We start from the raw sequence: 15,357 nt of genomic DNA, 5'->3' as shown, positions 1-15,357 counted from the left end.
CCTGCCAGAGCAACAAGACTGCTGAGCCTCGGTTTATTCCGGTTTCGGCTCTTCAAGTAAGCCGGTGATGACTGCTTCAAGTACTCCGATGGCCCCGATGGCCCAGAGTGAATAGCCGGAAATGTTGGTTTGGGTCTTGGCCCAATCGGTTTCGGGGTCGTTTTTATCGTAACGAACACGGGAGTGGATATTCCATGCAAGCAACCCGGTTTCGAGGGTTGCCCAGGCAATCCCCCAGCCAATGCGGCCTTGCGAGAACTGACCCACTCCACCCGGTAAGAGCCAAAGAGCACTGAATGTATTGAAGGTTTCTGAAGTATTGGAACTCTGAAAGCCCGGTGAGGCGGGTGCGGGCGCCGCAAGTTTTACGGTCAAGCCGTGGCGATTGATGAGAGTTTTACGCAGTACTTTCCCCGCAGTATCAACTGAAATGACCTCATAAAGTTCATTGCCCTCAGGAGCGGGGCGGATGCCGTCGAGGGTGCTTGTTCCAAGCCGCTGCGCAAATTTTCCAAGGAGTACTTCGCATAATTGAGTGCAGGCAAGATGGGGGTGCGGGAGAACGCGAAGAGCTCGGTCCAGGGGCGGATCAAACGTGACGGCTAAGGGGGTCGAACTGAGCGAGATGGGTCGCACCAACATGGGAGCGCCCGCTTGATGAATCCAGAGTTTATATTTGCCCGGCATCAGCCGATAGACGGTCTCACCCTTGAGAGGGCCGAGCAGTTTTCCGTCGGCGTAGAGGGTTCCGGGCATTGAACCCTGAAAGGTTAGAGGGACTAAGGGACTGTTGTTATTGTGTTTTAGCTGCTTTTTAAAAAAGTCGACGACCGTGGGCGGGTGGCGTTTACGATCAATTGCGATATCCGGAAATCGGCGGAGGTTTTCCCTTGCGAGTTCTACAGCTTGGAGTTTTTGCCCTTCGGCAAGGAGGCTGGCCACGGCATCATGCCCCATCCTGGCTCTGAGTTGGACTTGCTCGAGGTTGAGCATGGCACTGGCTTCGTAGCTTTGCGCTACTTCCAGGCGCAGCGCTTGTGCAGTTTCGATTTCGAAGCGCGCATCTTTTTCGAGGGCCTCGTTGAGAGATTTAAGCCAGCTTTGAGAGGAGGAGCTTTTCGAGGGCTTATCGGTGCCAACTAGAATTCGGGTGAGCGTTTTAGCGCTGAGTTGTGATGGGTGCTGCTGAGCAAACCCTTGAGCTGCTTCCCGAAGCTCTGGTGCGCTGCCCAGCGGCACCGGGTAGGCATGAGCTGGAAGGCTGAGTCCGAACGTTAGAATAAATAATATGGTGCGTGGCATAGTTAGATTGTCGCTTGGTTTATAGTTGGAGTCACGTACCGACTCGGCGTTGACCTTGCAAGCAAAAGGGTTCAGAAGGTTTTTATGCATGAAGTAGTGATCGTAGAAGCATTGAGGACCCCCATTGCACGTATTCGTGGGGAATTGGCGACCGTTCGACCCGATGATTTACTCGCAACGGCAATCGCCGCGGCAGTAGACCGCTCAGGCCTTGAGCCGAGTGATATTCAGGAGGTTTTTGCCGGGTGCGCAAACCAAGCTGGCGAGGACAATCGCAATGTGGCCAGGATGGCAACGCTTCTCGCCGGATTGCCGCAGAGTGTTCCGGCGATTACGGTCAATCGGCTTTGTGCATCAGGCTTAGATGCCGTCATTGCAGCCACCCGAGCCATTCAAGTTGGTGACCGCCAGACAGTCATCGCGGGCGGCGTCGAGAGTATGACACGAGCGCCTTATGCTCTGGCCAAACCAGCGCAGGGCTTTGGAACCGGAAATCCTGCAGTTTTTGACACTTCCTTGGGTTGGCGCTTTCCAAATCCGAAAATGGAGGCGCTTTTCCCGCTTGAAGGCATGGGCCAGACGGCCGAAAACTTAGTTGAAGAGTATAAAATTAGCCGTGAAGCGCAGGACCTATTCGCTTATCAGAGTCATCAAAAGGCGATAGCGGCGTGGGAAGCTGGCCGATTTGACGCCGAAGTGGTCCCGGTTGAAATAAAATTACGTAAATCATCTCATCTCTTCAAGAAAGATGAGGGTCCCCGGGCCGATTCATCCTTGGAAAAGCTAGCCACTTTACGCGCAGCTTTTAAGAAAGGTGGGTCTGTTACGGCCGGCAATAGCTCGACTTTGAACGATGGGGCGTCAGCATTGGTGCTTATGGACCGAGAAATCGCAGAAAAACGTGATTTGAAGATCATGGGGCGGATTGTGGCCTGTGCAAGCGCCGGCGTGAATCCACGAACGATGGGAATTGGGCCGGTTCCTGCCACCCAAGAAGCTTTGAGCCGAGCCGGTTGGAAAATAAGTGACTTAGATCTTGTGGAGCTCAACGAAGCCTTTGCTGCTCAAAGTCTCGCGGTAATGGGTCAGCTGGGGCTTTCTAGCGATATTGTGAACGTTAATGGTGGAGCGATCGCACTGGGACACCCCTTAGGCTGCAGTGGTGCCCGCATCCTAACGACTTTGATTCACGAGATGAGCCGCCGTGACGCGCGCAAAGGGCTTGCCACGCTATGCGTAGGTGTGGGCCAAGGAGTGAGCGTTTTGGTGGAAAAATTAGGTTAAATCGACGGTTCTAGAGGCGATTTGACCCCCCATTTCACACAATTGCTGAAAGCAGGATTTGCAACTGCCTTCTAGAGTGTGGCAAAAATAGGGTATTGGTTCGCGAAGAACCTGCCTTAATTATTTTAAGGACTTAGGCACTTGGGAGGGCCTTCCATGGCTGTTACATCCGAGCTGGCGAGCGACGGCGCTCAACTGACGATTAAAATTTCAGGTCGTTTTGATTTTAGTTCCCATCAGGAATTTAGAAAAGCATATGAGGCGGTGTCGCAGTCGAATTTGGCGTACGTCATCGACATGGCATCTGCTGAATATCTAGATAGCTCTGCCTTGGGTATGCTGCTGCTTATGCGAGAGCATGCTGGCGGTGACCAAGCAGATATTCGCATCGTGAATTGTAGACCACAGATTAAGAACATTCTTAAAGTGGCCAACTTCGCGAAGCTCTTCAAGGTCGAATAAATTCGTTTCTGGGTTGGTGTATTAGACACTGACTTTCGGGGGTACGATGACCGGCGAGCCTGAGATATTACCAATAGAGTCCGAAGGACCTATCAAGGTTTTGCTTGTCGATGATGATCGCATCAACCGAGTTCTACTCAATGCAATCTTAAAACGAGAAGGCTATGCCGTTTTAGAAGCCAATGATGGCCAAGAAGCGGTGGACATCTTCGATAGCGAGAAACCAGATCTCGTATTGATGGATGTCATGATGCCGGTGATGGATGGCTATGAAGCCACCAAGCTCATCAAATCTCGTGGCGCTGAGCGATTCGTTCCTGTCATTTTTCTAACCGCTGTGACCGATGAAAAGGCTTTGGCCAAATGTGTTGAGTGCGGCGGTGATGACTTCCTCGTGAAGCCCTACAACCGAGTTATCCTAAAAGCGAAGATCGACGCGATGCTTCGAATCCGCTCGGTTTATGCAACCATGCGTTATCAGCGCGATGAGATTGCGGGTCACCAAAGTCGTTTGGAGCACGAGCATCAGGTAGCAGAGCGGGTCTTTGCTAAGATTATCCCGAAGGGGTGTTTGGACCTCGACAATATTCGTTACATGCTCTCGCCTGTTTCCATTTTTAATGGCGACTTACTTCTGGCAACCCGTACACCCTCTGGATCGCTTTACGTTATGCTGGGTGATTTCACAGGACACGGTCTACCGGCTGCAGTTGGAGCGATTCCGGTTGCTGAAGTTTTTTACGGTATGGCGAGTAAAGGTTTCTCATTGGCGGCCATCGTTACGGAGATCAACCGTAAGCTACGGGCCTCATTACCAACCGAAGTCTTTTTTGCGGCATGTTTCCTCGACTTTAAAGCTGGCGGCGAAAGTGTGTTTGCTTGGAATGGCGGCGTGCCGGATGCATTGATTTACAAGCCAGGCACCGGGCTGCGTAGCCGGATTCCATCTCATAGTATCCCGCTGGGTGTGATGGATAATCTACAATGCCAGCCGGTTCGTTTGAATATCAGCGAAGACGAAAGAATCTATATTTATTCCGACGGCGTGATTGAAGCCTCCAACCCCGATGGTGAAATGTTTGGTCAGGAAGGCTTAGAGAAGCTCTTCACGGCCGAGGGTGATCCCGACGACCTCTTTGATGAGATTGGTAAGAGCGTTAACGCTTGGCGAAAAGGTGGCGAGCAGGCCGACGATACGACTTTGATCGAGATCCGTTGTGAACAACCAGATCCTGAGCAGTTTGCGGCAGAGCCTGCCAAAGAAACGCGTAAAAGCTTGCCGATGGTTTGGCAATCTAGCTTGGAACTGTCCGGTGATACACTGCGCATCGTCGACCCAATTCCGGTTTTGATGCATGTTGTAACCGAGCTGCAAGGCCTCGATGGTTACCGCGAGCCTCTTTATACCGTTTTGGCTGAGCTCTTTAATAACGCCCTAGAACACGGTCTCTTAGGACTGGAGTCGAGCCTGAAACAGAACGTTGAAGGTTTCAGTCAGTACTACGCCATGCGTCAGCAACGCTTGGCTGAGCTTAGAGAGGGTAGCATCCGATTTGATTTCGAGCATGTACCGTTTGAGGAAGGTGGTCGCTTAACGATTAAAGTGACCGATACCGGACCAGGGTTTGACCACGAAGGTACACTTTCGGGGCTCGCTACGAATTATTCTCACAGCGGCCGAGGCATCGCGCTGGTGAAGACAATCTGTGAAAACGTTTCCTATTATGGGAATGGTAACAGCGTCATTGCTGAATTTATCTGGGGCGAAAGCGCAGATAGTTAATTACGGTGCCAGTGGCCTCGCCACCACAATCCCTTTTCGTTTTTTCTGAGCCAGCATGTATTCCGCGATAGAACCGGGCGTAAACACCACCCGTTTATGGTGACTCGACGCATGAAGATAATGTGGCTTGTTGTCGTCGCCAAATGAAACCAGTCCTGTGTGACTGATCAAGAGGCCTTTGGTGTGGGTAATCACGCCAATCACATCGCCTTCTTTAAGTTGAGCTTGTAGATTTTCAACTTGTGTTGAGGGAATCCAAAAAAGCTCGGACTCGTTGAGATTGTCTTCTAAACTTTTAATTTGTTCGAAAATCAGTGGGTCAGAGAGCGCGGGGTATTTTTTAGGGTGTGCGGTCATAATTGAGAATTTTCGATAAACCCTCTCGCCTCCGAGAGAGTCTGTCATCCAGGCCAGGCGCTCACGGCGCGAGTTGTCCTCTAACCAGTCATAAAAGTAGTGAAGACGTGAGGCATAGCCCCCCATGCGTCCATCTCGGTAACGGGTGGCTGCAATTTCATCTCGATAGCACCGCGGGTTGGGGGTACCCATCCAAAGGCAGCGGGCCAGAGACATGCTGGTTTCTACCAAAGAGACACACTGAAATGTTTCCAAAGTTGTGTCGAGGATTTCAGGGCCGGAGGATTGTTCGGGGTTTAAATATGGCTTGTGGAGGTGGTGCCGAGCTGCCCGAGTGATAAGCTCTCCAAAAGATTCGTTGGCACGGATGGGACCGACCGACCTGAACCATTGTTGAATATCTTTTTTGGCTTTGCGAGGAAGGGGATCGAGCTTGGGCATGTCTGAGGCTGACTTTTCTTCGTCAAAACCTCCAATAGGGCCCTTTTTGAGCGGTTCTGTAGGCAACATGGGTTCACGGTGAGGTTCTTGCGGCGTGCAATTTAGCGAAAAGAGTGCCGCAATCAGTATCCAATGGTGCCGGTGCATACGGTTCCATATTGCACATTGTGGGTTGTTTCTAGTACGCGGGGCATCATGAAAGTTTTAGGCATTGAAACCAGCTGCGATGAAACGGCGGCAGCGGTCGTGGAAGACGGTCCGAAAATTCTGACCAATATCATCCACTCTCAGGTTAAAACCCACGCTCAGTTCGGGGGTGTTGTACCGGAAATCGCTTCACGAGAGCACATTCATAAGATCGTAGAAGTCGTCGAACAGGCCGTAGAGCCCCTGGGCGGGATGAGCGAAATCGATGGGGTAGCCGTGACCACAGGCCCAGGTTTGGTCGGATGCCTCTTGGTGGGCGCTCAGGTAGCCAAAGGCATTGCGATGGCACGTGGGATCCCGATGGTCGGTGTAAATCACCTAGAGGGGCATATTTCTGCAGCATTGCTGGCGCAAGAAGCCCCAAGTTATCCCCATGTGGCTTTGGTTGTGAGCGGCGGCCACACTCATCTCTACCATGTGCAATCCTTTGGCTCGTATGAGCTTCTGGGAGGCACGCGGGATGATGCGGCGGGTGAGGCATTTGATAAAGTGGCTAAGGTGCTTGGGCTGGGATACCCAGGCGGTATCCACGTGGATAGGCTGGCGCAAGACGGCAACCCGAAGGCGATTTCTTTGCCTCGCGGTATGAATACAACAAAACATTTCGATTTTTCTTTCTCCGGGCTTAAAACCGCTGGAATCAATTATATTCGGGAGCACGGTGGAGCCTTGGAAGGCCAAGAACTTAATGATTTCTGTGCATCCTTGCAGGAAGCGATAGCTGACATTCTTACGAAAAAAGCAGTGGCTGCGGCCAAACGTTGTGGTGTTGAAGGCATCGTGGTGGCTGGAGGTGTGGCGGCCAACTCTCGAGTGCGAGCACTTTTAGAAGAGCGGTGTCACAACAATAAGATGTGGGCGTTTTTGCCTCCCCGGGTTTTATGCACGGATAATGCGGCGATGATTGCTGCTGCCGGTTGGACTCGATTGCAAAATGGTGAAACCACACCTTGGAGCACAGAAGTACGCAGCCGCTGGCCCTTGGGTGACCTTGAGGTACCAAGTCATGACTGAGTCGCCGCCGAAGCCTAAGGATGTGTTGGCCCTTGCCGGCCTCAAACCTAAAAAAAGTTGGGGTCAAAACTTCCTAACTGACCAGAACATCTTGGCTATTATTGCAGGGCACGCACTGAACAAGCGTGAGATTCGCGTTGTGGAGCTTGGTCCGGGTACCGGCGCTCTTACTTGGCACCTGCTCAAACAAGGCGGGCAAGTTCTGGCGATTGAACGAGACCGTGAAATCGCTCCGGTTTTACGACAAGTTTTTGAGTGGGCCGATGGACTTGAAGTACGCGAGGAAGATGCGGCCAAGCTTGATTATGCCGCCCTTCGTGAGGAAATCGGTCACCCGCTGACGGTTGTGGGGAATCTACCGTACCAAATATCGAGCCGAATTTTGGTATCGGTCACTCAGGCTTACGAGCATGTCGAACGCATTGTGGTGATGATTCAAAAAGAAGTCGCCGAGCGGTTGGTGGCTGAGCCGGGGAATAAAACGTACGGCTTGCTCAGTGTGTTGGTGCAGCGAAGTTTCAACGGGAAAATTGCTCGTCATGTGCCGCCGCAGGCTTTTCATCCCCCGCCTAAGGTTGACTCCAGCGTTGTGGTCTTGACTCGAAAAGAGCAAGAACCGGGCGGACCGAGCGGCAAAAGCTTCGAAGATGTCGTGAAGGCAGCGTTTTCTACGCGTCGAAAAACCTTACGTAATACTTTGAGCCGTGGGCTTGGTTTGGCAGCGGATGAAGTGGTGGCGATGCTGGAATCGATCTCCATTGATCCGGGCTTGCGGGCGGAGAGGCTGACGGTAGAGCAGTTTGTGGCTATCGCAGAGTGTTATGAAAATCGTGGAGCGCAGAGTTGATGCTCAGATTCCATTTGCGGCGGTTCCCTGTGGTCAGCTGGGAGACAACGTGTTAGGCGCGGTCCTCATAAGTTATGGCAAAATCACACCAACGAAAATCAGGGCGTAATAAGCGAGCCCAAGACCATTTTGCTCGGCGCGCCAAGCGTGAGGGAAATGCTGCGCGCTCCTACTACAAACTCGAAGAAATCGATAAAAAGTCCAATATCATTCGACCTGGAACCCGGGTTTTAGATTTGGGCTGCTCTCCAGGCTCTTGGATGCAGTACACGTCGCGCCGAGTAGGCGATAAGGGTCAAGTGCTCGGTTACGATCTCAAGCCCGTTGAAACGACCCTCCCGGCCAACGCGGAAGCCCGCGTGGGTGATATTTATGAGATATCGCTCGAGGAACTCGGTGGACTCTTTCACGTCATAGTCTCAGATATGGCTCCGTCAACTACGGGTAACCGTGCCACAGATCATCTACGAAGTGCTGCTTTGGTCGAAAGAGCTCTCGATATAGCGGATAATTTCCTCAAAACCGGGGGCGCTGTGGTGGCGAAATTACTCGAAGGTGGGGAAATTGAGGCGTTGGTGAAGCGCATGCGGGCAAGTTATTTGAAGGTTGAAAGGCATCGACCGAAGGCAACTCGTAAGGAAAGCACCGAGGTTTTTTTGGTCGGGATCGGGAAAAAGCCCCAAGAATCAGTAGAATGATCGGTGTTTTGGATCGTGAGAGACGAAGAGGGCATGTTCTTGGCTGGATAATCTTGACAAGAATCACTGGGTTACATAGAAGCGCCGCTCTGTAATTGAACCTCGCCGTGCCAGACTCTGGTTCGTGCTCGAGGAATGGGTTCCAAAAAGCCCGAGGTATAGTGATGAAAACAAAAAGCTTTGCGAAGCATGAAATTGATCGAAGCTGGTTCGTAGTTGATGCTGACGACCAGGTATTGGGCCGGATGGCCAGTGAAATTGCCAAGATTCTTCGTGGCAAGCACAAGCCTACTTTTACTGCACATGCAGATACCGGTGACTTCGTCGTCGTTCTCAATGCTGAAAAAGTTAAGCTTACTGGCAAAAAAGAAACCGACAAGCGTTATCGTCACCACACTGGTTGGGTTGGCGGCCTTAGAAGTGTTTCTGCTGCTGAGCTTCGTGCTAAGCATCCAGAAGACCTCGTGAAGAAGGCTGTTTGGGGAATGCTGCCAAAAGGTCCTTTGGGACGTGAGATGTTCAGCAAGCTCAAAGTATACGTTGGATCTGAGCATCCACACACAGCTCAAAACCCACAGGAACTCTCTTTCTAAGAGACACTGATCGAAACAAGGAATGAAGGTAATGGCTGAAGAATTAGTACAATGGTACGGAACAGGACGTCGTAAGTCGAGCACAGCTCGTGTTTGGTTGCGTCCCGGCGACGGCAAAATCACGATTAACAAGCGTCCAATCGACGACTACTTCGGACGTGAAACTCTGAAGATGGTTCTTCGCCAACCACTTGAGTTGGTCGAGCAGCTTGGCAAGATGGACCTCGTTGTGAATGTTTCTGGTGGCGGTCTTAGCGGCCAAGCTGGTGCAATTCGTCACGGTCTTTCACGTGCACTCCTTGAAATGAACGGCGACCTTCGCGCAAGCCTCAAGAAAGCCGGCTTTCTTCGCCGTGACTCTCGTAAGGTTGAGCGTCAGAAACCAGGTCAGCCTGGTGCTCGTAAGCGCTTCCAGTTTAGCAAGCGCTAATCAGCACGTATCCCAATCGGATATTCAAAAAGGACCGCTTCTGCGGTCCTTTTTTTTGCCTCAATGTGTATTGAATACTGCTGAAGCGAGAATTTTAAACAATCACCAGTGGATCGGCGTCCAAGGCCGATACGTGAGTTTTTACACCGGTCGCCTCACTTACTCTTGATGCTAAAATGGGCAGGTAGCCCCGCTCGGTATTGGTATGGTCGGTAAGAATCACAGATGTACCGGCCGCGAGTTTTCCAAGTACATCGTGATGGCGCATCTCTCCAGTGATGAGCAGGTCGGTGAATCGTACTTTCGTAAACAAAGAGCCGCCCGCTCCTGGGCAGACTGACACGCGTTTGATGGCTTTACCTTCTGCATGACGAGTTGCTGAAGCGAGACGAAGGTTTTCTAAACGAAGAAAAGCTTTGATGCGCTTAACCATTTCCGGCAGCGTCACGGGTTCTTTCAGCCGCCCGGTACGCCCCATACCGACTTCTAAATTTTCTACTGCAGCTGGACATGCCTCAATGATTTCTCGTTCTTTCATTTCCCCAGCACCATCTAGGAGCCAATCGCAGAGTCCGTCTTTGGCCGCATCCAAAGCGGTGTGAGGTGACCAAACCGAGATGCCCGCCTCAATGATACGAATCATTAAGTGCTGGCCAGGGGAGCGCCGTGTGAGGCGTTTGAGGCCGCCAAAAATAGGAGGATGGTAAGCCACGATGACGTCTGCCTTTGCACCGATGGCTTCGTCGAGCACAGGGTGTGTGAGGTCGATGCAGAAAAAGACCGTCTCGATTTTACGATTAGGTGTTCCTTCAACCAGGAGTCCTACGTTGTCCCAGTCTGCTGCGAGCTGAGTGGGGGCGATGGCTTTGAGGGCCGAAATCAGGGATGTCAGGTCAGTGCTCATACAGATCATTTATTCAAACTCTGAGGCTAGGTCGAGCAACGTTGGTTTCTTATTGGTCTGACTTAAGGATACCAGAGGGGTTTTTGGGTCTGAACTTCACTGGATCAAGTCCCTGACTCCCAAAGTACATTTTAAAAATCGTGAGCTTGGGCACTTCAAGTTGACTGTCTAGGCTGCTTCTGGTTTCTGGGGGTGCGCACAATTGGTTATAGGTTTTGTTGCCAAGTCCCGGCGGTGAAACACAGTGTGTGCGGGGAAATCGATATTGGAGAGTTTTGGTATGCGATTTAAGACGAATCAGCTTCGCCTCTGTGCCTTGTTTGCAGTGCTCAGTATGATGCCAACCAGCGCGCTTGCTGCCGCATTTTGGAACTTGGACCAGGGCGTGAGTAGCTACGGCCGAGCTGGAGCCAACCTTGTGCAGCCCGGTGACCCAAGCGCTGTTTATTTAAACCCTGCGGCCCTTGCCGGCCTTGATGGCTTTCAGCTTGTTCTGGGCGCCAACATGATTAAAGACTTTCGCACTTTTCAGCGTGTTCCGGTTGAAGGTCAGGGACCGCAAGATCCGTGGGACGAAGTAAAGAACGAATCAGACCCAATCCCCAGCCCAAACTTATTTCTATCCTATAACTTTGCAGGCCTCGGCCTTGAAGGTCTCACTATGGGATTTGGTTTGTGGGGTCCACCTCGCGCGGATATGGTTTTCGATCCGGAAGGCTCTCAGCGTTATTCCTTGGTGAAGAGTTTGAATGTTCAAGCGCACTACGCCTTGGCCCTCGCATACGATACGGGCTGGAATAAGCTTCGTTTTGGGGCAGCCTTTATGGGCGTTTACATGAAGATTGACCAAACGCTTGACCTCAATGCGAGCATCGCTTGTGGCGGCCAAATGGAAAACCAGAAGTGTGATATTCAGACCCAGCTGGATGCTTCTCAGCCATTTATTCCCAGTGCCATTTTCGGAATGTCGGTCGAGCTTGTGGAAGGTTTAGAGCTGGCGCTTAGTTATCAGATGGAATTTGATGTGAGTGCAGATGGTGTTGCTGAGTTGACACCTGGTCGAAACTTTGAGGGTTTGGTGGAATTTGAAGGCGATGCAATCAATGTTTCCCTCAATCTCCCGGGACTTGCCCGTGCAGGTCTACGGTACACCGATACCAAAAATCTTTATGATATTGAATTGGCGTTTGTTTATGAAAACTGGAGCCGTAATAAAACCATCCGTTTTGACGCTACGCAGATCAATGTCGTTTCGGATCTATTGCCGGAAGCCGGTGCCGTAGGGATCATTGAACTTACGCCTAACTGGCGAGACACCTACAGCTTACGTTTAGGCGGTTCTTGGGAAGCAATTCCTGAGCTTCTTACCGCTCGCGCGGGTGTTTACTACGAGAGAAGTGCAGTGGATGACACTTGGGTGAACATGGGCAACTTTGATGCTGATAAAATCGGAACCACGCTGGGTGCTCGTATCGAAATCCCTGGCGGCTTTTGGGCCGATCTCGCCTTTGGGCATGTTCACTTCTTTCCAAGAACTGTATCCAACACAGGTACATTATCGGATGATCCCATCGTTCCCAACGCAGGGGACCCTGAACTGGGCGAAGACGGAACACCGGAAGAACAGTGGCCAATCGCCGATGGTTCTTACAGCAGCCGTATGATTGTCTTTATGGCTGCTATCGGCTTCAAGTGGGATGTTTAATATTTACCCATGATGAGAAATTTCACTCAAATAGTTCTGATGACTCTGGCAATGATGAGTTGGCCTTTGTTGTCAGCACAGGCCACAGAGCTATTTACACCGCACCCACATCCAGAGCAGCTTAAGCCCTATCAAGGTGCTCCCGAACTTCTTAAATTGACGCCTGATGAGGAAGTTCTCCTTAAAGAGGGCAGTGCGGTGTCGCGTCAGTCTGAGACCAATGAGAGTGGCTCAGGGGTTGCTGTTCAATACATCGCAGCCCCATCAAGCCTTATTTGGGACACTATTCTTCGCTATGACAAATACAAAGATTGGGTGAAGAACGTTGATGAGTGCAAGGTTTACCGCAGTGTGGGTAACCAGCTCTTTGTTGCGATGGACTTATCGTTTTGGTGGATCAACTCGAAACTCTACACCGTAAATACCCTTGATAAGACGCAAGGCTATATGAGCTGGGAGCTTGACCGAGGCCGGACCAGTGATGTGATCGATCTTATTGGGTATTGGCGAATTGAAGAAGTTTCTCAAGACCCCATCGTGACGCGGGTAGAGTATGCGACTGAAATGGTCGTGGGCCGTTTCCCTGATTTCATTGTGAACTTCTTGACCCGGGACTCTTTGACCAATGGTACAGAGTGGGTGAAAGAGAGAGCGGAAGAAGAGTGGGGCCGTAGAGAAGCGGTTAAGAAGAGCGATAAGAAGCTTAAAGAGTAAGGCTCGCAGCGCCGGTTACAAGTTTTGCAATCAACGCAGATGGCTTGAGCAGAGGGTAGCGCGTTCCATATTGAGTCAGTGTTTCATCAATAAACTTTTTCGCTTTCGCTGTCTCCACGAGATTCAGGGTCGAACCTCCAAAACCTCCGCCCATCATTCGAGCGCCGATGCAGCCATCTTGGCTGGTAGCGATTTCAACCATGGCGTTGAGTTCATCGCAGCTTACTTCGTAATCGTCCCGGAGACTCCGGTGAGATTCATCCAATAGCTTACCAAGACCTTCGGCATCGTTTTGGATACATGTCATGGCCTGCTCCACGCGGCGGTTTTCTTGAACCACGTGCCGGATTCGCTTGCTTAAATTATCGCTGCCTTGAACAAGCTCAGCGCCCACGTCGCGCATCGTTTGAATGTGTGGATGCTCGCTCTTTAATCTATCGAGAGCTTCCCTGCACTCGTGGACACGCGTCTGGTATGCGCTTTCAGCAAGCTCACGGCTTTTACCGGTGTGAATCGCAACCCAGCAATAGCCAGGCAGATTGTAGCTTGTAGGGCTTACGGTGAGAGACTGAAAATCCACAGCAAGAACTTGGTTGGCAACAGACATTTGCGAGCCAATTTGGTCGAGCAATCCGCAGAGAACGCCAAGGTATTCATGCTCAACACGCTGGCTGGATTTAACCATCGTCCAAGGATCAAGCTGGACTTTGTGGTGTTCTGCAAGCGCGCCAAGCCACGCCAAGACCAAGGCTGCAGATGAGGAAAGCCCGCTGCCGGCCGGTATATCGCCGATGAGTAAGACGTCCATACCACTGAGCGGGTGACCTAAATCTTGAAATACACGTAGGGCACCGACCATGTAACGGTGCCAATGCTTCGTGGGTTTCAAGTCGTGAAGTGTGGCGAGCTCTATTTCAAAATGTTCCTGGTAGTTGTGACTTTGAAAATGAATTTTCCCGTCACCTCTACTGGCTACGGCCATCGCGACATAGCGATTGACCGCGGCGGGAAGAGCGAGGCCGTCGTTGTAGTCGGTGTGCTCGCCAATGATATTGATGCGACCAGGTGCCCAGCTAAGTGCTGTTGCTGGCCTGTCAAAATGAGACAAGAAATACTTGGCTCCTTCATCGGCAATATCGGGCTTACTTAACATGCGGCTTAAGCCCATGCTTTTCGACGATTTGCTGATAAGCTTTGGCGCCTTCTCTTAGAGTGCGCTCTTGCGTTTCAAAGTTGATGGCATAAAGACCAAAGCGCATACTGTAGCCTTCGGCCCACTCAAAATTGTCGAGCAGTGACCAATAATAATAACCTCTTACATCACAACCATCTTTAATCGCTTGGCTCATGGCGTAGACATAACGTTTGATGAATGTTTCTCGGCGGTCATCTTTTGCGTCGGGGATTCCGTTTTCGGTTACCAAAATAGGACGACCAATCGTGTTGATGCGCTTGAGAGCTCTGTAAAAGCCTTCTCCGTAGGTTGTGTAGGGGAAGTCGGTAAGTTCTTGGCCTGGGCGCTTTAGCGGCTTAAACGGCGGCTTTTGGGGGGACAGTGGGCTCATGAGAAGGTTTGAGTAATAGTTCAGGCCGATAAAGTCGGTCGCGCCTTGAGCGTCTTCGAATTTTTCTTGGATAAACACAACGCCAGGAACATAAATTCTAAAAAGACCGTCTCTCAAGAAGCGGATAATGCTTTCATTGTAGAGGTGGTCGAGAAGCCGGCACAGTGCCCAGTGCACGAGGCTCCAGCGGCGATAGGGGTCAAATTGAAAAATGTTTTTGACCAAACCAATCTGCGCTTTTTCTCCGCCCGGCATGCTCTTAAGCTTTTTATAAACACGAAGATGTGAGCGCATGAGGTTCTGCAGGACGCGGCTCATTCTCTTGAGGCTGCGAATCCCTGGAGGAAAGACCCCAAGTCCCCAGCCCATAGATGCAAAGGGGCCAGGCTCGTTGTGGGTACACCAGTACTTTACTTTGTGACCGTATTCGGAAAACGCCTTCTCACTGAAGCGCAGGAAGTGCTCGATATTTTCTTCATGCTCAAAGCTGCCCATATCTTCAAACCACAAAGGGTGGGTGAAGTGGTGCAGTGTGACCATGGGGCGAATACCCTTCTCGCGGCATGTATCAATCACGCGGTGGTAGTGAGCGATGGCTTCTTCGTTGTAATCACCCGGTGTAGGCTCAATACGATTCCAAGAGAGCGAGAAACGGTAGGAAGTAAGTCCTAAGTCTTTAATGCGCTGAATGTCTTCTTTGTAGCGCGTGTAGTGCTCACAGGCTTTACCGCTTTGATCGTTGTTGTGAATATGGGGGCTACCATCGGCATGCGTTCCCTCTTCCCAGCGGCTCCAATTGTTTACGTTGTCGCCTTCAACTTGGTGGGACGCCGTGGCGGTTCCCCAAATGAAGTTCTCGGGGAAGCTCAAGTCGTTTAAATTCTTCTTATCCCAATCCCAGAGGGTCTCTGGATGGCGACGGTGCAGCCGATAGGTCACTAGGGCATAAACGAGGGCGATTACTGCTAAGAGAACGAGGAAATACAAGGTCTACTCTCCGGTTGATTCTAATCTTCTAAGTGGTGGTCTTTGATTCGTCAACATGATCTTA

15 protein-coding genes are annotated in these 15,357 nt (G+C 51.2%); 10 read left to right on the top strand and 5 right to left on the bottom strand.

What is annotated here, in order from left to right; translation table 11 throughout:
- Positions 1–33 precede the first annotated feature (33 nt).
- Positions 34–1,392: a hypothetical protein gene (locus tag HOK28_05230; GenBank protein ID MBT6432473.1), complete on the bottom strand. Its 1,359-nt coding sequence runs from the start codon at positions 1,390–1,392 to the stop codon at positions 34–36.
- Between HOK28_05230 and HOK28_05225 the strand changes: the two genes are divergently transcribed.
- The 3 genes from HOK28_05225 to HOK28_05215 all read left to right on the top strand — a co-directional run bounded on the left by HOK28_05225 (position 1,387) and on the right by HOK28_05215 (position 4,831).
- Positions 1,387–2,586: a thiolase family protein gene (locus tag HOK28_05225; protein MBT6432472.1), complete on the top strand. Its 1,200-nt coding sequence runs from the start codon at positions 1,387–1,389 to the stop codon at positions 2,584–2,586. The two genes, HOK28_05230 and HOK28_05225, sit on opposite strands and share 6 nt — an antisense overlap.
- A gap of 156 nt (positions 2,587–2,742) precedes the next feature.
- Positions 2,743–3,048, top strand: a complete 306-nt coding sequence (locus tag HOK28_05220) for an STAS domain-containing protein (GenBank protein ID MBT6432471.1) — start codon at positions 2,743–2,745, stop codon at positions 3,046–3,048.
- 46 nt (positions 3,049–3,094) lie between these two features.
- On the top strand, positions 3,095–4,831 hold the full coding sequence (locus HOK28_05215; protein ID MBT6432470.1) for a fused response regulator/phosphatase: 1,737 nt from the start codon (positions 3,095–3,097) through the stop codon (positions 4,829–4,831).
- On the opposite strand, the gene HOK28_05210 is transcribed toward HOK28_05215, so the two are convergent.
- On the bottom strand, positions 4,832–5,776 hold the full coding sequence (locus tag HOK28_05210; GenBank protein MBT6432469.1) for a DUF1460 domain-containing protein: 945 nt from the start codon (positions 5,774–5,776) through the stop codon (positions 4,832–4,834). It abuts the gene before it with no gap.
- A gap of 48 nt (positions 5,777–5,824) precedes the next feature.
- On the opposite strand from HOK28_05210, the gene tsaD reads away from it, so the two are divergent.
- From tsaD to rpsI, 5 genes are all read left to right on the top strand, one after another.
- Positions 5,825–6,850 (top strand): tRNA (adenosine(37)-N6)-threonylcarbamoyltransferase complex transferase subunit TsaD, encoded by a 1,026-nt coding sequence (gene tsaD / locus HOK28_05205; protein MBT6432468.1) that lies wholly within the window; start codon positions 5,825–5,827, stop codon positions 6,848–6,850.
- Positions 6,843–7,697: a ribosomal RNA small subunit methyltransferase A gene (rsmA, locus tag HOK28_05200; GenBank protein ID MBT6432467.1), complete on the top strand. Its 855-nt coding sequence runs from the start codon at positions 6,843–6,845 to the stop codon at positions 7,695–7,697. Before tsaD ends, rsmA begins: the two co-directional genes overlap by 8 nt.
- A 74-nt stretch (positions 7,698–7,771) precedes the next feature.
- Entirely contained in the window at positions 7,772–8,395 is a 624-nt protein-coding gene (locus HOK28_05195) for an RlmE family RNA methyltransferase (GenBank protein ID MBT6432466.1), read from the top strand.
- Between the two features lie 164 nt (positions 8,396–8,559).
- Positions 8,560–8,988, top strand: a complete 429-nt coding sequence (gene rplM / locus HOK28_05190; protein MBT6432465.1) for a 50S ribosomal protein L13 — start codon at positions 8,560–8,562, stop codon at positions 8,986–8,988.
- A gap of 31 nt (positions 8,989–9,019) precedes the next feature.
- Positions 9,020–9,418, top strand: coding sequence for a 30S ribosomal protein S9 (rpsI, locus tag HOK28_05185; GenBank protein MBT6432464.1), 399 nt, complete (start codon positions 9,020–9,022; stop codon positions 9,416–9,418).
- 94 nt (positions 9,419–9,512) lie between these two features.
- Here the strand turns inward: rpsI and HOK28_05180 are convergent, their stop codons facing one another.
- Positions 9,513–10,322, bottom strand: coding sequence for a Nif3-like dinuclear metal center hexameric protein (locus tag HOK28_05180; GenBank protein ID MBT6432463.1), 810 nt, complete (start codon positions 10,320–10,322; stop codon positions 9,513–9,515).
- A gap of 280 nt (positions 10,323–10,602) precedes the next feature.
- Here HOK28_05180 and HOK28_05175 point away from each other — a divergent pair, with 280 nt between their 5' ends.
- Together HOK28_05175 and HOK28_05170 are read left to right on the top strand one after the other, a co-directional pair.
- Positions 10,603–12,027 (top strand): hypothetical protein, encoded by a 1,425-nt coding sequence (locus tag HOK28_05175; protein ID MBT6432462.1) that lies wholly within the window; start codon positions 10,603–10,605, stop codon positions 12,025–12,027.
- A 66-nt stretch (positions 12,028–12,093) separates the two neighbouring features.
- Positions 12,094–12,741 (top strand): hypothetical protein, encoded by a 648-nt coding sequence (locus HOK28_05170; GenBank protein ID MBT6432461.1) that lies wholly within the window; start codon positions 12,094–12,096, stop codon positions 12,739–12,741.
- Here HOK28_05170 and galK read toward each other — a convergent pair.
- Positions 12,731–13,894, bottom strand: coding sequence for a galactokinase (gene galK, locus HOK28_05165; GenBank protein ID MBT6432460.1), 1,164 nt, complete (start codon positions 13,892–13,894; stop codon positions 12,731–12,733). The genes HOK28_05170 and galK overlap by 11 nt on opposite strands.
- A complete protein-coding gene (locus HOK28_05160; GenBank protein ID MBT6432459.1) occupies positions 13,884–15,293 on the bottom strand; it encodes a family 1 glycosylhydrolase in 1,410 nt (469 codons plus the stop codon). The genes galK and HOK28_05160 overlap by 11 nt, the downstream gene beginning before the upstream one ends.
- Between the last annotated feature and the right edge of the window lie 64 nt (positions 15,294–15,357).

This window comes from Deltaproteobacteria bacterium, from assembly GCA_018668695.1.
Lineage (GTDB): Bacteria > Myxococcota > XYA12-FULL-58-9 > XYA12-FULL-58-9 > JABJBS01 > JABJBS01.
The sequence above is the reverse complement of the archived record's forward strand: the minus strand, read 5'-3'. Positions and strand labels throughout refer to the sequence as shown.

Bases quoted from the DNA above. Each gene is read 5' to 3' on its own strand.
- HOK28_05225 (MBT6432472.1), top strand. From the start codon at position 1,387: ATGCATGAAGTAGTGATCGTAGAAGCATTGAGGACCCCCATTGCACGT.
- HOK28_05230 (MBT6432473.1), bottom strand. From the start codon at position 1,392: ATGCATAAAAACCTTCTGAACCCTTTTGCTTGCAAGGTCAACGCCGAG.
- HOK28_05220 (MBT6432471.1), top strand. From the start codon at position 2,743: ATGGCTGTTACATCCGAGCTGGCGAGCGACGGCGCTCAACTGACGATT.
- HOK28_05215 (MBT6432470.1), top strand. From the start codon at position 3,095: ATGACCGGCGAGCCTGAGATATTACCAATAGAGTCCGAAGGACCTATC.
- HOK28_05210 (MBT6432469.1), bottom strand. From the start codon at position 5,776: ATGCACCGGCACCATTGGATACTGATTGCGGCACTCTTTTCGCTAAAT.
- tsaD (MBT6432468.1), top strand. From the start codon at position 5,825: ATGAAAGTTTTAGGCATTGAAACCAGCTGCGATGAAACGGCGGCAGCG.
- rsmA (MBT6432467.1), top strand. From the start codon at position 6,843: ATGACTGAGTCGCCGCCGAAGCCTAAGGATGTGTTGGCCCTTGCCGGC.
- HOK28_05195 (MBT6432466.1), top strand. From the start codon at position 7,772: ATGGCAAAATCACACCAACGAAAATCAGGGCGTAATAAGCGAGCCCAA.
- rplM (MBT6432465.1), top strand. From the start codon at position 8,560: ATGAAAACAAAAAGCTTTGCGAAGCATGAAATTGATCGAAGCTGGTTC.
- rpsI (MBT6432464.1), top strand. From the start codon at position 9,020: ATGGCTGAAGAATTAGTACAATGGTACGGAACAGGACGTCGTAAGTCG.
- HOK28_05180 (MBT6432463.1), bottom strand. From the start codon at position 10,322: ATGAGCACTGACCTGACATCCCTGATTTCGGCCCTCAAAGCCATCGCC.
- HOK28_05175 (MBT6432462.1), top strand. From the start codon at position 10,603: ATGCGATTTAAGACGAATCAGCTTCGCCTCTGTGCCTTGTTTGCAGTG.
- galK (MBT6432460.1), bottom strand. From the start codon at position 13,894: ATGTTAAGTAAGCCCGATATTGCCGATGAAGGAGCCAAGTATTTCTTG.